Source organism: Bradyrhizobium sp. AUGA SZCCT0182, from assembly GCF_018130185.1.
GTDB lineage: Bacteria > Pseudomonadota > Alphaproteobacteria > Rhizobiales > Xanthobacteraceae > Bradyrhizobium.
In genome coordinates, this window is the sequence record NZ_JAFCLY010000016.1 from 1 (window position 1) to 18670 (window position 18670).

General features: G+C 64.7%; 2 protein-coding genes. Both read right to left on the reverse strand.

Going from position 1 to position 18670, the window contains the following annotated elements:
- On the reverse strand, positions 1-12110 hold a 12110-nt coding region (locus JQ611_RS18310; RefSeq protein ID WP_212466174.1), incomplete at its 3' end, for a non-ribosomal peptide synthase/polyketide synthase.
- 13 nt (positions 12111-12123) lie between these two features.
- Positions 12124-18669 carry a non-ribosomal peptide synthetase gene (locus JQ611_RS18315; protein WP_212466175.1) on the reverse strand — a complete coding sequence of 2182 codons (6546 nt, stop codon included), beginning with the start codon at positions 18667-18669 and terminating at the stop codon, positions 12124-12126.
- Position 18670 lies beyond the last annotated feature (1 nt).

The following is an 18670-nucleotide window of genomic DNA, read 5'->3' on the forward strand; positions in this document are numbered from 1 at the left end:
TGCTCGGCGGCGCCGAGCTGATCCGGCGCCGGCAGCGCCTTGCGATCGATCTTGCCGTTCGGCGTCAGCGGCAATCGATCCAGCACCACGATACGAGCAGGCACCATGTAATCCGGCAGCACCGACGACAGCGCCGTCTTGAGCGCCAAGCCGTCCGGCGACGCCTCGCCGCTGACATAGCCCACGAGTTGGCGGCCAGCGCCAACCTCGCGCGCCACCACCACGGCTGCGCGCACCGCGGCCTGCTCCATCAGCCGAGCCTCGATCTCGCCGAGCTCGATCCGGAAGCCGCGGATCTTCACCTGGTGATCCGAGCGGCCGATATATTCGAGCACGCCGTCGGCCCGCCACCGCGCCACGTCGCCGGTGCGATACAGCCGTGCACCGGCAGGGCCAAACGGATCGGGAATAAAACGTTCCGCCGTCAGCGCGCCGCGCCGCCAATAGCCGCGCGCGAGTCCCTCGCCGCCGATATAGAGTTCGCCGGCAACCCCGACCGGCGCAAGGTTGAGATCATTGTCCAGGATGTGCAGCGTGGTATTGCCGATCGGGCCGCCCAGCACTGGCCTATCGTCTTGCGCGTCGAGGCGATGACGGGCCGACCACACCGTGGTCTCGGTCGGGCCGTACAGATTCCAGACCTCGCCGGCCTGCGCTACCAGCCGACGCGAAAGATCCGGCGGCAGCGCCTCGCCGCCGCACAGCACGCGGCAGCTTTGCGGAAGCTGTGGCCCGTCGTGATCGAGCAGCATCCGCCAGGTCGACGGCGTCGCCTGGATCATCGTCACGCCTTGCGCTGTCACCATCGCCTTGAGCTGGCCCGGATCATGCGCCGCGGCACGATCCGCCAGCACGACGCGCGCCCCCAGCGTGAGTGGCAGCCACAGTTCCAGCACCGCAATGTCGAACGACAGCGAGGTCAGGCCCAGCACGCGGTCCTGTGGCGTCATTCCCGGCTGTTCCGCCATCGTCGCCAGAAAGTTCGTCACCGCGTCGTGGCGGACCATCACGCCTTTGGGCAGGCCGGTCGAACCCGAGGTGTAGATCACATAGGCCAGGCTCTCGGGATGGATCGTGAGATCAAGATTGTCGGCATTACCACCCTCACCGCCAGCCGCCTCGTCGAGCAGCCACGCCTCGGCGCCGGTTTCCTTGAGCACGGGAGCAAACTGCCCCAGCAACGACGTCTGCGTCAGCACCAGCGCTGCGCCGCTGTCGCGCAGCATGTGGGAAAGCCGCTCCGGCGGATAATCCGGATCGAGCGGCAGATACGCCCCGCCCGCCTTCAGCACCGCCAGCAGCGCCACCATCATCGCGACGCCGCGCTCCAGCGCCAGACCGACCACCACGTCCGTCCCGACGCCGTAATCCCGCAAGTCACGGGCCAGCCTGTTGGCCCGCTTGTTCAGCTCGCCATAGCTCAGCGCCGCATCGCCAAACACCAGCGCGATCGCATCCGGAGCCCGGCGAACCTGCTCTTCGAACTGCGCGACCATTCCCCGGCGTGGTTGGTCACGACGGGTACTGTTCATGCGCAAAAGCAGCGCCTCATCCACAGGATCGTTCGCCGCGATCATACCGACCGGTCGATCCGCATCAGCGCTCAACGCCTCCAGCAACCGCACGAAGGTGGCCTGCAGCCGCGCCACCTGCGCCTCGTCAAAATGCTTGCGCTGATAGTTGAGCACCAGCCGCAGCCGCTCATCGAGACCGACGCTCGCGAACAGCGGATAGTTGCTGGTCTCGGTGATCCTTGTCTCGCCGACACGGACGCGCTGGTTCTTCTCCTTGAGCGCACTGTCGACCGGATAATTCTCGAACACCAGGATGCTGTCGAACAGCGGCCGTCCGGGACGTCCCGCCAGGCGCTGGATTTCATAGAGCGGCGTCCAGCCGAATTCGCGCATGGTCAGATTGCGGTCCTGCAGCTCACGCAGCCATGCGCCGATTTTCTGCTGCGGACTGGCGCTGTCGACGACCGGCAAAGTGTTGATGAACAGGCCCACCATGTCTTCGGCGCCTGCGAGCTCCGACGGCCGCCCCGACACGGTGACGCCGAAGCAGACCGTGCCCTGCCCGGTATGCTGACGCAGCAATTGCGCCCAAGCGGCCTGCACCAATGTGTTGAGCGTCACGCGCTCCCGGGCTGCAAATTGCTGCAGCCGCGCGGTCAGCGCGACGTCCATTTCCAGCGCCAACGCACCGTGACCCGGCGTTGCTCCGCTCAAGCGTTCCGGCGAGCCATCCGAGAGCAGACCCGGCTCCCCCCGTTCCGCCATCGCCGTGCGCCAGAACGCGGCTGCGGCGTCGCGATCCCTGTTCTGCAGCCAGCCGATGTAATCCCGATAGCGGCGCTGCAAGGCTGGCAACCGGCCATCGGCGCTGTATTGCAACACCTCGGCGATCAGCCGCGCCGAACTCCATCCATCGAGCAGGATGTGATGATGGGTCCAGATCAGCCAGTGACGGTCTTCTCCCAAACGAACCAGCCGGACCCGCTGCAAGGGCGGCCGCGACAGGTCGAAGCCTTCGAGGCGTTCCTGCCGCGAGACGTCCGAAAGCGCAGCATCCAGTCCGGATTGCTCCAGCACCGCAAGGCGCGCGCGCCAATCCTCCTCGATGAACGGCACCTCGGCGTGGCGATAGACCACCTGTTGCGCCGAACCCGACAGGTCGCGCCAGACAAACCCGGTGCGCAGCACCGCATGGCGGTCGCTGACCGCCTGCCAGGCCAGACGAAGCTTGCCGGCATCAAGGCCGTGTATTTCGGCGGCAACCTGGTTGACATAAAGTCCGCTCTCGCCGTCGTGCATCGCATGGAACAGCATGCCCTGCTGCATCGGCGACAACGGATAGATATCCTCGATCTGGCGCCAGTCGAGTTCCAGCCGGTCGAGATCGGTTTGGCTGAGCCCGGACAACGCCACATCCGACGGCGTGATTCCGCAGGCACCGCTGGTGCAGTGATCGACCAACTCCCGCAGCGCCGCCTCATACAACGCGGCCAGCCGCTCGACCGTCTCGCGCCGATAGCGCTTGCGGCCGAAGCCGAACGACAGCCGCAGCTGCCCCTCGCGCACCGTGCCGTTGACGCTGAGCCAGCGCCGCAGAGGGCTCGATGCGCTGCGCGAGGGGCCCGCACTTTCGGGCGCCATGGCGAACGCCTCTCCCGCGCCGCCGTCGATCTGGCCGAGATAATTGAACGTGATCTTCGGCTCGGCCGCTTTCGACAACGCCGCGCGCTGCTCTTCAGAGCCGAGATAGCGCAGCACGCCGTAGCCCAGCCCACGGCCGGGAATGGCGCGAAGCTCTTCCTTCACGGTCTTGACCAACAACGACGGATCCTGCGAGCCGCCGGCCAGACGCACGGGAAACGCGGTCGTAAACCAGCCGACCGTACGCGAGATATCGATATCGCCGAACAGATCCTCGCGGCCGTGGCCTTCCAGTTCGACCAGGACATCGTCCTGTCCGCTCCATTGCCAAACGGCGCGCGCCAGGCCGGCGAGGAGAAGGTCGTTTATTTGCGTGCGGTAGGCGGAAGGCGCGTCCGTCAGCAGGCGGTGCGTCAGTTCTGCGTCGAATGACAGCGAGATTTCGTCGGCGTCGGCGATGGTGTCGATCCCGCCGTAATCGTCGTCGCACGGAAAATCCGCAACTCCGTTGCGCTCCACCCAATAGGGTAGTTCTGCCGCGAGTTCGGACGCCGCCGCATAAGCCTCCAGCCGGGCACCCCACAGGGAATAGGCATGGCTCTTCGGCGGAAGCACAACCGTGTTGCCTTGCGTCAACTGGTCGTACGCCGCCGCGACGTCTTCCAGCAGCACCCGCCACGACACGCCATCCACAACCAGATGATGGATCACGATCAGCAAGCGCTGGCTGCCGTCGGCGACATCGATGCCAACCGCACGCAACAGCGGCCCATTGGCCAGCGACAGGCTTGCCTGCGCCGAGGATGCAAGCGCCGTGACGGCTTCACCATCAACCGCGCTTCGAACCCACAACAGCTCAGCCACATCCGGCGCGGCACCATGCTCCGCACGCCACACGCTGTCACTCGCTTCGAAGCGAAGCCGCAACGCGTCGTGATGGGCCAGCATGGCCGCTATCGCGCGTCCCATGACCTCCCAGTCAAGCCGGTCGTTTGGCCGCAGCAGCACCGCCTGGTTCCAGTGATCGCGTTCTGTAACATCCTCTGCGAAGAACCGGGTCTGTATCGGCAGCAGACGATGCGAACCGGATACCAATCCCTGGTCGGCGCGCGTCTCGCTCAGTTGCTCGATACGTGCCGCGAGCGCCAGGGCTTCCAGCGTCTGATGCCGGAACACATCGCGCGGTTCGATCAGGTAACCGGCGCGTCGGGCGCGGCTCACCATTTGCAGCGAGATAATCGAATCGCCGCCGAGTTCGAAGAAATTGTCGGATAGGCCCACGACAGGCCGGCCGAGCAGTTCGGCCCAGATCGCCGCGAGCGCCATTTCCGCCGGGGTACGCGGCGCCAGGTGCTCCGAGCCGGTGTCGATCGCGTCCGGCGCCGGGAGCGCACGCCGGTCGACCTTGCCGTTCGGCGCCAGCGGCAGCCGTTCCAGCGTCACGATTCGCGACGGCACCATGTAGTCCGGCAGAACGGACGACAGCGCCGCGCGCAAGTCCGTCCCGTCAAGTTCGCTCGCCCCGCAAACGTAACCGAAGAGCTGACGTGCCAGGCCCACCTCGCGCGCAACCACCACCGCGGAGCGTACGCCGGGCTGCTCCAGCAGCCGCGCTTCGATCTCTCCGAGTTCGATGCGGAAGCCGCGGATCTTGATCTGGTGATCGGATCGCCCGACATACTCGATGGCGCCGTCCGGGCGCCAGCGCGCCAGATCCCCCGTCCGGTACAGCCGCTCACCGGGACCGCCAAACGGATCCGGGATGAACCGTTCCGCCGTCAACCCCTGGCGCTTCCAATAGCCGCGCGCCAGCCCGACGCCGCCGATGAACAACTCGCCCGTCACCCCGGCCGGTACCAGGTTCAGCGAAGCGTCAAGGATGCGAATGGCCGTGCCCGGGATCGGTCGCCCGATCGGCACGCGCACCGCGCCGTCGTCGCGGCAATTCCAGAACGTCGCGTTGATCAGGGCCTCGGTCGGACCGTAGCGGTTGTCGAAGCGAACGTCGGGGAAGGCCGCGAGCACGCGCGCCTTCAACTCCGCAGACAAGGCTTCGCCGCCGGCAAACAGCCGTTTGAGCGTCACGCAGCGTTCCACCTCCGGCTCAGCAATAAAATGCTCGAGCATTGGCGGCACGAAATGCAGCGTCGTCACATCGTGGGCAACGACCGCGTCAATGAGAAGCCGCGGTTCGCGATGTGCACCCGGCGCGGCGATCGCAAGGCGCGCACCGACCGCAAGCGGCCACAGAATTTCCCACACCGACACGTCGAAGCTGAACGGTGTTTTCTGCAGCAGGGTCTCGCTGGCATCGAGGCGGTATTCCGCCTGCATCCAGCCGAGCCGTGCGGCCAGCGCGCCATGCGAGCAGGCGACGCCCTTTGGCATGCCGGTCGAGCCCGACGTGTACATCACATAGGCGAGACTCTCCGGATCAAGCGCGAGATTGAGATTGCACGCCGGCTCTGCTGCCCCGGCCTCATTCTCCACGTCGACTGCCCAGGCCTCCGCGGCCGATTCCGCCATCACAGGCGCGAGGCGTTCAAGCAGCCGGCTTTGAGTCAGCACCAACCCGGCGTCACTGTCGCGCAGCATATGCAGCAGCCGATCAGCCGGATAATCCGGGTCGAGCGGCAGATAGCCCGCGCCGGCCTTGAGGACGGCGAGCACACCAACGATCAATTCGACGCTGCGTTCCAGCGCGACACCCACCAGCTGGTCGCGGCCAATACCGCGGTCCCGCAACTGTCGCGCCAGACGATTGGCGCGAGCGTTCAACTCGCCATAGCTGACCCGTTGATCGCCGAGGACCAACGCAATTGAGGACGGTGAAGCAGCGGCCTGCGCCTCGATGCGGGCAACGATTCCGCCACCAAAATCCGAAATCTTGTCGAGCTCGATTGCGCCGCCACTCCAGGCGAGCATTTGCCTGACCTCATCGACATCGAGCCCGGTGAGTTCGCCAAGCGGAGCGGCGGCATCCGTCACGATCTGCGCGAGCAGGCGCGACAGGCAGGCTTGCAGATATCTTATCTGGTCCTGGTCGAACCGGCCGCGGTCATAGCGGAAACCGAGATTGATGCCGTCGGTCTTGGCGAATACCGCTACCGTGAGCGCATAATTAGTGATCGAGACCTGCTCGACCCGTCCAAAGCGGGAGCCGCTTTCGTTCTCTCCGCGCAGGGCCTCATCGATCGGATAATTCTCGAACACCAGGATGTTGTCGAACAGCGGCCGGCCGGATCGTCCGGCCAGGCGCTGGATCTCGTAGAGCGGCATCCAGCCATGGTCGCGCAGATCAATGTTGCGCTCCTGCAAGCCGCGAAGCCAAGAGCCGATTTCGGCTTGCGGATCTGCCTGATCGACCACCGGCAGCGTGTTAATGAAGAGGCCGACCATTTCCTCGGACCCAGCGATCTCCGCTGGCCTGCCCGACACCGTCGCTCCGAAACACACAACGCGCTGCCCGGTATGACGCCGCAACAGTTGCGCCCACGCACCCTGCAGGAGCGTGTTCAACGTCACGCGCTCGCGCCTGGCAAACGCCTGTAATCTTGCGGTCAGATCAGGAGTGAGAAGCAGATCCAGCGAACCGTGACCGGCTGCGCCTGTGCTCGAAGGTCCTCCCAGCACATTCGCCACGAAGCTCGGCTCGTCCAACTCGGCCAAGGCGGTACGCCAGAACGCCGCCGACGCGTCGCGATCCTGCCTTTGCAGCCAGCCGATATAGTCACGGTAACGGCCGTGCACGGCGGGCAATCGGCCGCCGCGTTCGCGCTGCAGTATCTCGGCCATCAGTCGCGCCGAGCTCCAGCCGTCGAGCAGGATGTGGTGATGCGTCCAGATCAGCCAGTGGCGGCCTTCCTCGAGTCTGATTAGCCGCACCCGCTGCAAGGGCGCATCCGACAGATCGAAACCTTCAGCCCGCTCGGCCTGCGACGCCAACGCCAGCGCGGCCTCGAGTTCGCTGCGGTCCATGCTGGCCGCCCGCTCGCGCCAGTCTTCTTCGACGAACGGCAGCGTCACATGACGATACACCACCTGCTGGGCCGCGCCCGACAGTTCGCGCCAGGCGAAACCAGTGCGCAGTACCGCGTGCCGGGCGCTTACTTCCTGCCAGGCCGCTCGCAGCCTGCCGGAATCGATGCCACGGATTTCCAGGCCGACCTGGTTGACATAATTTCCGCTTTCGCCATCGCGCAACGCATGGAACAGCATGCCCTGCTGCATCGGCGACAGCGGATAGATGTCCTCGATCTCACGACAATCGATCGTCGCAGTCAGAACGTCGAGGTCGGCCTGGCTCAAACGGGAGAGTTCGACGTCCGACGGCGTAATCCCATGCGCGCCGCCGGTGCAATGGTCCACCAGCTCCCGCAAGGCTGCCGCATAGTACTCTGCGAGGCGTTCCACCGTCGCGCGCCGGTAGCGCTTGCGACCGAAACTGAACGACAGCCGCAGCAGTCCGTCGCGCACCTGGCCGTTGATGCTGAGCCAGCGGCCAAGCGGCGCGCTCGCACTGCGCACAGCGCCGGCGCTCTCGGGCGCAACCTTGAACGAGGCCCCCTCACCCAGGCTCGCATCGAACTGGCCGAGATAATTGAAAACGATACGCGGCTCGGGGATTGCGGAAAGCGCATGGCGCTGCTCTTCGGTGCCGAGATAGCGCAGAATGCCATAGCCCAGCCCGCGCGCAGGGATCTCCCGCAGTACTTCCTTGACCGCCTTGATCAGCGCAGCGTCGTCGCCCGAACCTCTAGGCAGGCGGACAGGGAACGCGGTGGTGAACCAGCCCACCGTGCGTGAAATTTCCGTACCCGGGAAGATGTCTTCCCGGCCATGGCCTTCGAGTTCGACAAGGATATCGTCAATCCCGCTCCAGCACGATACCGCGCGCGCCAACGCCGCCAGCAGCAGATCGTTGACCTGGGTGCGGTAGGCGGACGGCGCTTCCTTGAGTAGCCGCGTCGTCAGGCCCGCGTCGAATGTCAGCGAGATTTCCTCGCCCTCGGCAACCCGATCGACGTCGCCATGATCGTTATCGCAGGGCAGATCGGCGTTGGGCTTGCGTTCGATCCAATACGGCAGCTCGGCCGCCAGTTCGACGCTGCCTGCATGCGCTTTCAAGCGCGCGGCCCAGGACGAATAGGATTGGCTCTTTGGCGTCAACGCAACGGAGGCCGCACCCTGCGCCATCTGGCCGTAAACCGATGCGACGTCTTCCAGCAGCACCCGCCACGACACGCCGTCGATGACGAGATGATGCACCGATATCAGGAGCCGCTGGCTGCCGTCGGCAAGGTCCATTCCGACCACGCGCAACAGCGGTCCTTGCAATGACAGGCTCGCCTGGGCCGCTGACGCCAGCGCCGTCACCTCGGCCGCATCGCGTATGCCGCTTCGAATCCAGAATAGTTCCGATACCGAGGGCGCAGCGCCATAGGACGCCCGCCAGACACCATCAATCTCTTCGAAGCGAAGGCGCAGCGCATCGTGATGCGCCACGACAGCGGCGACCGTACGTTCCACGATCGCCCAATCCAGCCGCGACTGCGGCATCAGCAATACGGCCTGGTTCCAGTGATGGCGTTCGCCGGCGTCCTCGCCGAAGAACCGCATTTGAATCGGCAACAGCGGATGCTCGCTGCCCACGAGAACCTTCTCGGGCTCGGCGTCCGGCACCGCCTGTTCCGTGCGCGCCGCCAGCGCCAGTTCCTGCAATGTCTGGTGCCGGAAAACGTCACGTGGCTCGATCAGCAGGCCGACCTGACGGGCGCGACCCACCATCTGCAGCGAGATGATCGAATCGCCGCCAAGTTCGAAGAAGTTGTCGTCGACGCCAATCAGAGGCTGGCCAAGAAGCTCCGCCCAGATCGCGGCAAGCGTCGTCTCCGTCGCAGTGCGCGGCGCGACGTGTGCCGCGGCGGCGTGCATGTCGGGGACCGGCAAGGCTTCCCGATCCACCTTGCCATGAGCGGTGAGCGGCAGGCTTTCAAGTCTGACGATGCGGGCCGGCACCATGTAGTCCGGTAGCCCGTCCGCGAGTGCGGCGCGGATTGTCGTCTCGTCGGACGCCCCTTCACCACAGACATAGCCGACCAGCTGATGGGTTGCCCCGGCGTCGCGGGCAACGACGACCGCCGATTGCACGCCGGGCTGACGCATCAGCCACGCCTCGATTTCGCCGAGCTCAATCCGGAAACCGCGAATCTTGACCTGATGATCGGAGCGGCCGAGATATTCGATCACACCATCCGGACGCCATCGGGCAAGATCGCCGGTGCGGTATAGCCGCATGCCCGGCGTGCCAAAGGGATCGGGGATAAATCGCTCCGCCGTCAGCGCGCCGCGCCGCCAGTAGCCCCGCGCCACCCCTTCGCCGCCGATGAACAGTTCGCCGGTTACGCCGACCGGCACGATGTTCAGATCAGCATCGAGGACATAGGCAGACCGCCGGCCGACCGGGCGACCGATAGGCGCATAATTGCCCTCTATCTGTTCGCTGGCATCGACCTTCCAGACCAGCGGCGTTACGACGGTTTCGGTCGGGCCGTAACCATTGATCAACGTCCTTGGCTTGAGAGCGCGCTTGACCTTGTCGAAGCCGGCCTTCGGCATCGCCTCGCCGCCGAAAGAATAGAGCGAGACCGGCGGTGGATCGCCGCGCCACTCAGCAAAGTCGGCGAGCTGCTGCAGGTAAGCCGGCGGGAAGCCGGCGTTGGTGACGCGCTGCTTGCGCATGACGTCCAGCGTCTGTTCGGCTGACCATAGATTCTCGTCCCGCATCACCAGCGCGGCGCCGCAGGTCAGCGCGGTCCAGAGCCGTTCATGCGCACCGTCGAACGTAAAGGACAGGAAGTGCAGTTCGCGGGAATGCCGGTCCATGTCGTAGAGGCCGGCAGTCACCTCGCAATGCATCGCGAACGGTCCATGCTCGACCGCGACACCTTTCGGTAGTCCGGTCGAACCCGACGTGTAGATCACATAGGCGAGGCTTTGCGCTGCCACGGCAATCGCAGGATTGCTCTCCGTCTCCTGATCAGGATCAACTACATCAAGCAGAACAACTTTGACTCCGGACGGTTGCGAGGTCAGCGCTTCACCGGCCGTATCCGTCAGCACAAAACGCACGCCGGCATCGCGCATGGTGGCGAACTGCCGCTTGACCGGGTGGTCGGGATCAAGCGGCAGATAGGCCGCGCCCGTCTTCAGTACGGCCAGCAGCGCCACGACGAGAGATGGCGAACGTTGCGCCGACAGGCCGACCAGGTCGGAACTGGTGACACCAAGACGGATCAGTCGATGCGCAAGGCGGTTGGCGCGACGGTTGAGTTCGTCATACGAGATAACGTCGTCGCCGAAGACGAGCGCCGGCGCGTCTGGTGTTTGCGCGGCAAAGCGGGCTACCGTCTGGTGCACGGGTGTGAACGGCGGCGCCGAACCGGCGTCTGCTCCGTTCCAGCTCCTGATTTGAGTCAGTTCCTGCTCGCAAAGCAGCGCGATTCCGGCGATAGACTGCGACGAATCCTGAGCCATCGTTTTGAGGAGCGTGATCCAATGCGCCGCAAGGCGTTCGATCGTCGCCGCGTCAAACAGTGCCGTTGCGTAGGTGAATATCGCGCGTATCTCTCCTGACGGTCCCTCTTCGCTGTCGAGCGCCAGATCGAACTTGACGGTGTCGACATTGGGGTCGATTTTTTCGATCTGCAGGCCGGTCAGGCCGAGCGAATTGTCCGATGTCCGGCGGCGCTGGTGGTTGTAGAGAACCTGGAAGAGAGGATTCTGGCTCAGGCTGCGCTTGGGCTGCAGTACCTCCAATAGCCGCTCGAACGGAAGATCCTGGTTCTCCTGGGCTTCGATCGTGGCTGCATGGACGGTTGCGATGAAGTCCGCGATTGCCGCGCGCCCGTCAAGCTGCGTGCGCAGCACCTGGGTGTTGACGAACAGTCCGATCATCCCCCGGGTCTCGTCCCGGTGACGATTGGCAACCGGCACACCGACGCCGATGTCGGATTGGCCGGTGTAGCGATAGAGCAGCAGCTTGAAGCTCGCCAGCAGGATAGCGAACAGCGTCGTCTTGTGCGTGCGCGCCAAAGCACGCAGGGCATCGGCGAGCCCCGGATCAAGCTCCATGCGAACCGCGGCGCCGGCAAGGTCGGGCTCCGCCGGCCGCGCCCGATCGATGGGGAGCTGCAGCACCGCAGGATCGCTAAGGCGCGTCGTCCAGTAATCGATCTGCCGCTCGCCGTCGACCACGCTCATCCAGAGCCGCTGCCAATCGGCATAGTCGATGTATTCAACATCAAGTTCGGGCAGCGCCGGCGCCTCGCCTCGCGCAACGGCCGCATACAGCTGCCAGAACTCCTCGACCAGCACCGCCATCGACCAACCATCGGCGACGATATGGTGCAGGCTGACCACGACAAACCTGTCGTCTTCTTCCAGCGTCAGCACTGCGACCCGCATGAGCAGGCCGGCCTCGAGATCGAAGGGGCGCGCGGCTTCCTCGCGCGCCAGCAGGTGAGCCTGCTGTTCGCGGTCGCGGCCGTCCACCTTGACGTGCCTGATCTCGACCGGTTGCGGATCGAGCACGATCTGCTCGGCATCCCTGCCCTCTTGCCGAAACACCGTGCGAAGTGCGCTGTGCCTGACAACCAGCCTGTCGAACGCCTGCTGCGTCGCATGCACATCGAGTTTACCGCGCACCCGCACGGTCGCCGAGATGTTGTAGGCGGCGCTGCCCGGATCCATTCGCCACAGGAACCAGAGGCGCGACTGCGCAAAGGAAAGCGGCGCGCGCGTCCGTTCCTGGCGCGCAATCGGCAGCATGGCCAGGTTAACGCCTTTGGCCGCCAGCTGCGTCAGGAACGCATGCTGCTTGCTCGCATCAAGGCGCATCAATCGCCGTGAGATGTCGCGAAGCTGCTGCTTCTGCGTGGTGGCGATGTCACTCATCGGAAAATTCGACTTACTTCAACATGTCGAGCATCGCGGCGATGTCATCGCCGCGCTTGTCGACCTGAATCTCCGGGGCGAGGCTGGCAGCCATGGTTTCGACGGTCGTCATTTCAAACAGGCGGTTCAGCGGCAGGTCATGGCCGAGATCACGCTTGATACGGCTGATGAGCTGGACGGCGGCGAGAGAATCCCCGCCGAGCTCAAAGAAGTTGTCGGTGACGCCTATGTTGGGTTGGCGCAGCAGGTCGGCCCAGATCGCGGCCAGCGCCGCTTCGGTCGGCGTGCGCGGCGCGACATGCTCGGCGGCGCCGAGCTGATCCGGCGCCGGCAGCGCCTTGCGATCGATCTTGCCGTTCGGCGTCAGCGGCAATCGATCCAGCACCACGATACGAGCAGGCACCATGTAATCCGGCAGCACCGATGACAGCGCCGTCTTGAGCGCCAAGCCGTCCAGCGACGCCTCGCCGCTGACATAGCCCACGAGTTGGCGGCCAGCGCCAACCTCGCGCGCCACCACCACGGCTGCGCGTACCGCGGCCTGCTCCATCAGCCGAGCCTCGATCTCGCCAAGCTCGATCCGGAAGCCGCGGATCTTCACCTGGTGATCCGAGCGGCCGATATATTCGATCACGCCGTCGGCCCGCCACCGCGCCACGTCGCCGGTGCGATACAGCCGTGCACCGGCAGGGCCAAACGGATCGGGAATAAAACGTTCCGCCGTCAGCGCGCCGCGCCGCCAATAGCCGCGCGCGAGTCCCTCGCCGCCGATATAGAGTTCGCCGGCAACCCCGACCGGCGCAAGGTTGAGATCATTGTCCAGGATGTGCAGCGTGGTATTGCCGATCGGGCCGCCCAGCACTGGCCTATCGTCTTGCGCGTCGAGGCGATGACGGGCCGACCACACCGTGGTCTCGGTCGGGCCGTACAGATTCCAGACCTCGCCGGCCTGCGCTACCAGCCGACGCGAAAGATCCGGCGGCAGCGCCTCGCCGCCGCACAGCACGCGGCAGCTTTGCGGAAGCTGTGGCCCGTCGTGATCGAGCAGCATCCGCCAGGTCGACGGCGTCGCCTGGATCATCGTCACGCCTTGCGCTGTCACCATCGCCTTGAGCTGGCCCGGATCATGCGCCGCGGCACGATCCGCCAGCACGACGCGCGCCCCCAGCGTGAGTGGCAGCCACAGTTCCAGCACCGCAATGTCGAACGACAGCGAGGTCAGGCCCAGCACGCGGTCCTGTGGCGTCATTCCCGGCTGTTCCGCCAGCGTCGCCAGAAAGTTCGTCACCGCGTCGTGGCGGACCAGCACGCCCTTGGGCAGGCCGGTCGAACCCGAGGTGTAGATCACATAGGCCAGGCTCTCGGGATGGATCGTGAGATCAAGATTGTCGGCATTACCACCCTCACCGCCAGCCGCCTCGTCGAGCAGCCACGCCTCGGCGCCGGTTTCCTTGAGCACGGGAGCAAACTGCCCCAGCAACGACGTCTGCGTCAGCACCAGCGCTGCGCCGCTGTCGCGCAGCATGTGGGAAAGCCGCTCCGGCGGATAATCCGGATCGAGCGGCAGATACGCCCCGCCCGCCTTCAGCACCGCCAGCAGCGCCACCATCATCGCGACGCCGCGCTCCAGCGCCAGACCGACCACCACGTCCGTCCCGACGCCGTAATCCCGCAAGTCACGGGCCAGCCTGTTGGCCCGCTTGTTCAGCTCGCCATAGCTCAGCGCTGCATCGCCAAATACCAGCACCACTGCATCCGGAGACCGGCGGGCTTGTTCTTCGAACTGCGCATGAAGACAGCGGTCTCGCGGATACCCGGCGTCCGCCCGATTCCACGTATCGAGCAGGAGTTCGCGCTCCTCAGGCGGCAAAATGTCGAGTTGCCGGACAGGAAACTGCGGCCGTCGCTCCAGATTATCGGCCAGTTGCTCGAGCGCATGCTGCATCAACGCGCAGACGCGTTCAGGCGACAGCGGATGGATCACTTGCGCCGTCAGACCCAATGCCTGACCGTAATCCTCGACCGACAGCATCAAAGGGTAATTGGTACGCTCTTCGCCGCCGAGCCACTCGATGCCGTCGACGCCAGCGGCGGTCTCACCCACGGTCGAGCCGGCCGGCATGGCGTTATGGCGGTAGTTCAGGATCGAACTGAACAAGGGGGCCGGCGCCGCAACCTTGCTGCATCGCTGCGCAAGCGCCAGCGAGGCGTGCTCATGCGCCATCAGTTCGGCGAGCCGGGCATGCGCACGGCGAACGCTGTCTTCGACCGCGGTGTCGTCGAGGTCCAGCCGCAGCGGCAATGTGTTGATGAACAACCCCATGGTGCGGTCGCCACCGGCGCCGGCATGCATGCGGCCGAACAGCACCGTGCCGAACACGACGCGCCCGCGACCGCTGCTCCGCGCCACCACCTGACCCCAGGCGAGATGGCAGAGACTGGCGAGGCTCACTCCCAGACGACGCGCCTGAACCCGCAGCCGTCCGTTGAGCGATTGCGACAACGTTCGTCGGGCTTCCGTCACGCCACGGCCGTCGCCGTGCACCCTGTCCAAACCAAACGGCGTGGTCGGTTCATCGATATCCGACAGCATGCTGCGGAAAAAACGCTCATGCCCGGCCGTAGCTTCCGCTCCCCGCGTCTGGGCTACGAGATTTCGGAACGGATACGAAGCCGCCAGTTCATGACCACGCCCGGACAATATCTTCCGGACTTCGTCATGCATCACCTCCAGGGTGGAATGATCGCCGATCAGGTGATGCAGCAAGACCAGCAGCAGCCAGCGATCCTTGCCGGCATCCCGGGCCACCGCAAAGCGCAACAGCGGCGCCTGGCCAAGATCGATCCTGTTTCGTCGCGGATCAAAACGCTGCGCAAGCTGTTCGTGCGCCGGGCTTTCGCGGTCCAGCTCTACCTCGGTGGCGATCAAAGGAGCCTGTCGCCAGACCACCTGAGCCGGGCTGGACAGGCCCTCCCATTCAATGGAGGTACGAAGAATGTCGTGACGATCGATCACCTGCCGCACGGCTGCGAGATAGCGCTCGAGCAAATCGCGGTTTGCAAACGCCATCTGCCCGACGAGCAGATAAGGATCGCCCTCCACTGCCAGCAGATGGTGAAACAGGATGCCGTCCTGAAGCGGCGATAATCCGTAGATATCCTGGATGTTGGCAACGCCACCAGGAACCTTCGCCGCGATCCTGTCGATGTCGGGTTGCTCCAGCCTGATTAGTGGCAGCATATCGGGCGTGATCGCAGCAGCCTGCGTCGGGATCAGGTTGGCCGGCACGTCAGCCGCGCCGCCACCATCAAGGCTCGCCGCGAAATCAGCCAGCACCGGTTTGGCGAACAGCGTGCGCACGTCCGCGCTGAGCGAATGCCGCTGCAACCGATCCAGCATGCGGACTGCGAGCAGCGAGTGGCCGCCGAGTTCAAAGAAGTGATCGTTCCGCCCAATGCGCTCGACGCCGAGCAGCTCGGTCCAGACCATGGCAACCGTTTCTTCGCGTTCGCCTTGCGGTGCTTCATAGTTTCGGCGCACGAAGGCATCGTCCTCGGGCGACGGCAGCGCCTTTCGATCGACCTTTCCGTTCGGCGTGAGCGGCAACGCTTCCAGGCGCACGAAAGCCGACGGCACCATATATTCCGGCAAGCAGGCGCGGAGGTGACTGCGCATTGCAGCCGCGAAATCGCCGCCGTCGTCATCCTGCGCAGTTGGCACCACATAAGCAATCAGCCGCTGGTCGTCGTCATGATCCTGGCGCGCCAGCACCACCGCATCAGCCACGCCGGCGTGCTCGTTCAGGCGAAATTCGATCTCGCCCAACTCGATGCGGAAGCCGCGGATCTTGACCTGATGGTCATTGCGGCCGAGGAACTCGATATTGCCACCTGGCAAATAGCGGCCGAGATCGCCGGTGCGATACATCCGTGCCCCTGCATCACCGCTGAAGGGATCGAACACGAAGCGTTCCGCGGTCAGATCGGCGCGATTGAGATACCCGCGTGCGACCCCTGCTCCGCCGACATAGATCTCGCCGATCGCCCCGAGCGGAACCGGCGCACCGAACCTGTCCAGCAGATAAACCTGCGCATTCGGAAGCGGTCGACCGATCGGGACGACGCCGCCTTCAAAGTCCATCGGCCGCAGCCAGGTTGTGGCACAGACGGTTATCTCTGTGGGGCCGTAACCGTTGAAAACGGCCACACCTGACGGGACACCCTTGATCAACTCGGCCTTGGGCAATTCACCGGCGAGGACAAGCACCTGCAGCGATGCCAGGCGATCAAGGTCCGTGCGCCCCTGGAGCAAGGCCGGCGGCAGGGTCGCGTGCGTAATGCCGTTGTGTGCCAGATAATCCAGCAGCTCCGCCGCGTTGCGATGCTCTCGCGGGCCGAGCAGAAACAATTCGGCCCCGGAGCACAGGGCCATGACGATTTCCCAGGTGCTGGCGTCAAAGCTGAAGGAAGCGAACTGAACGACGCGACTGCCCGCGGAAACTTCAAACAGCGCCCGTTGGGCGAGCGCCAGGTTTACCGCACCGCGATGCTCGACCATCACGCCTTTAGGCGTTCCGGTCGAACCCGACGTATAGATAATGTAGGCAAGATGACGCGATGTCAGGCCCGCGACCTCTGGATTTGATTTCGCCAACCCGGCGATAACAGGTGCGTCCGCTTCCAGATCAACGATATCGCATGCTGTTCCCGCGAGCGCCGCGCGCCCGGCATCGTCGCAAATCAGTAATTTTGGCTTTGCGTCATCGACGATCTGCCGCAACCGTTCGGACGGATAGACGGGATCCAGCGGCAGATAGGCGGCGCCCGCCTTGAGTACGGCCAGCAGGCTGACGACCATGGCGATGCCGCGTTCCAGGCAGATCGCGACCGGCTGGTCCGGACCCGCGCCCCGTTCGATCAGATAGTGCGCGAGCTGGTTGGCCCTTGCATCCAGTTCGCCGTAACTCAGGCGGAGATTCTCATACGCCAGCGCAGTGGCATCGGGTGCCTTTCGGACCTGCTCGGCGAACAATTCGTGGATGCAATATTCGGACGGGTACGGCGTAGCGGTCTGGTTCCAGGTCTCCAGAACGAGTTCGCGCTCTTCGACATCAGCCAGATCGATCCGGTCGACGACCTGACCCACATCAGCGACCATGGCTCGCAGCATGGCAAGCAGATAGTCCCGATGACGCTCGACGGTTGCCTCGTCAAACAGTGCCGTCGCGTAGTTCAGGGCCCCGACGATGCAGCCGTCGGCCTCACTCAGGTTGAGCTCAAGATCGAACTTGATCTCGCTCAGAGCAGTGTCCGTGATCTCGGCTTTCAGGCCCGGCAATTCAAACGTTGCCGACTCGTTATTCTGCCAGGCGAACACGACCTGAAACACCGGGGCATGGTCCAGACGCCGCGGCGGCTGAATGATCTCGACGAGTTGCTCGAACGGCAAATCCTGATGGTCCTGAGCCGCCAGCGTCGTACCGCGCACGCGGCTCAGCAGCTCCGCCACGTCAGGTTCGCCCGACAAATCGACGCGGAGCGCCAGCATATTGACGAAGAAGCCGACCAGACCCTCGATTTCACGCCGGTTGCGATTGGCCGTCGGCGCACCGATCACGACATCGCTCTGACCTGACAGCCTCGACAACACAGCCGCCCATGCCGCCAGCACCGTCATGAATGCGGTCGTGCGATGAGATTGGCTTAGCTGCTTGATGCCACGTGCAAGCTCGGCGTCGATCTCGACCGCCAGCGACGCGCCGGCGATAGACTTGTTCGGTTGCCGCGGCCGATCGGTCGGCAGTTCGAGCAAGGCCGGCGCACCCGCCAGCGTCTGCCGCCAATGGTCGACCTGCCGCTGCAATCGTTCGCCCGCCAACCACTGGCGTTGCCAGGCGGCATAGTCAGGATACTGAATCGGCAGCGCCGGTAGCGGATCGCCCTCGCCGGCCATGAAAGCCCGATACAAGGCGCCCAGCTCGCGCACGAGCACACCAATGGACCAGCCGTCCGAAACGATATGGTGCTGGGTCAGCAGGAACAGATATTCGCACTCCGTGATCCGGATGAGACGACTGCGGATCAACGGCCCTTCGGAGAGATCGAAGGACGTATTCGCCTCGCCGCCGCACAGGCGCTCAAGCACCTGCTCGCGCTCCGGTTCGGCCCGCAAATCATGTACGAGCAAAGGCAGGCCCTGACCGGCAGGCAACAGCTCGACGCTGGGCTGTCCATCGGCAACACGAAAAATGCTGCGCAGGGATTCGTGACGTGCAAACAGCTGGTCCAGACTGCGACGCCAGGCGGTAACGTCGAGATCGCCCGAGAGGCGCAGCGCGCCGCGAATGTGATAGTTGGTGCTGGTGCCGTCGAGTTGCGCCAGCAGCCAAAGCCGTTGCTGCGCAAAGGACAATGCAAGCGGCCCGTCGCGCGGCACCGCCGGTATCGAGACGGGTTCTCCCCTGTTGGCGTTGCGGCTCCGGCCCTTGGCCAGCGCCAGGAGTTTTTTCAATCCTTCTGCATCCAGCTCCCGCAAATCGGGTTTCAATAAATCTGCCATT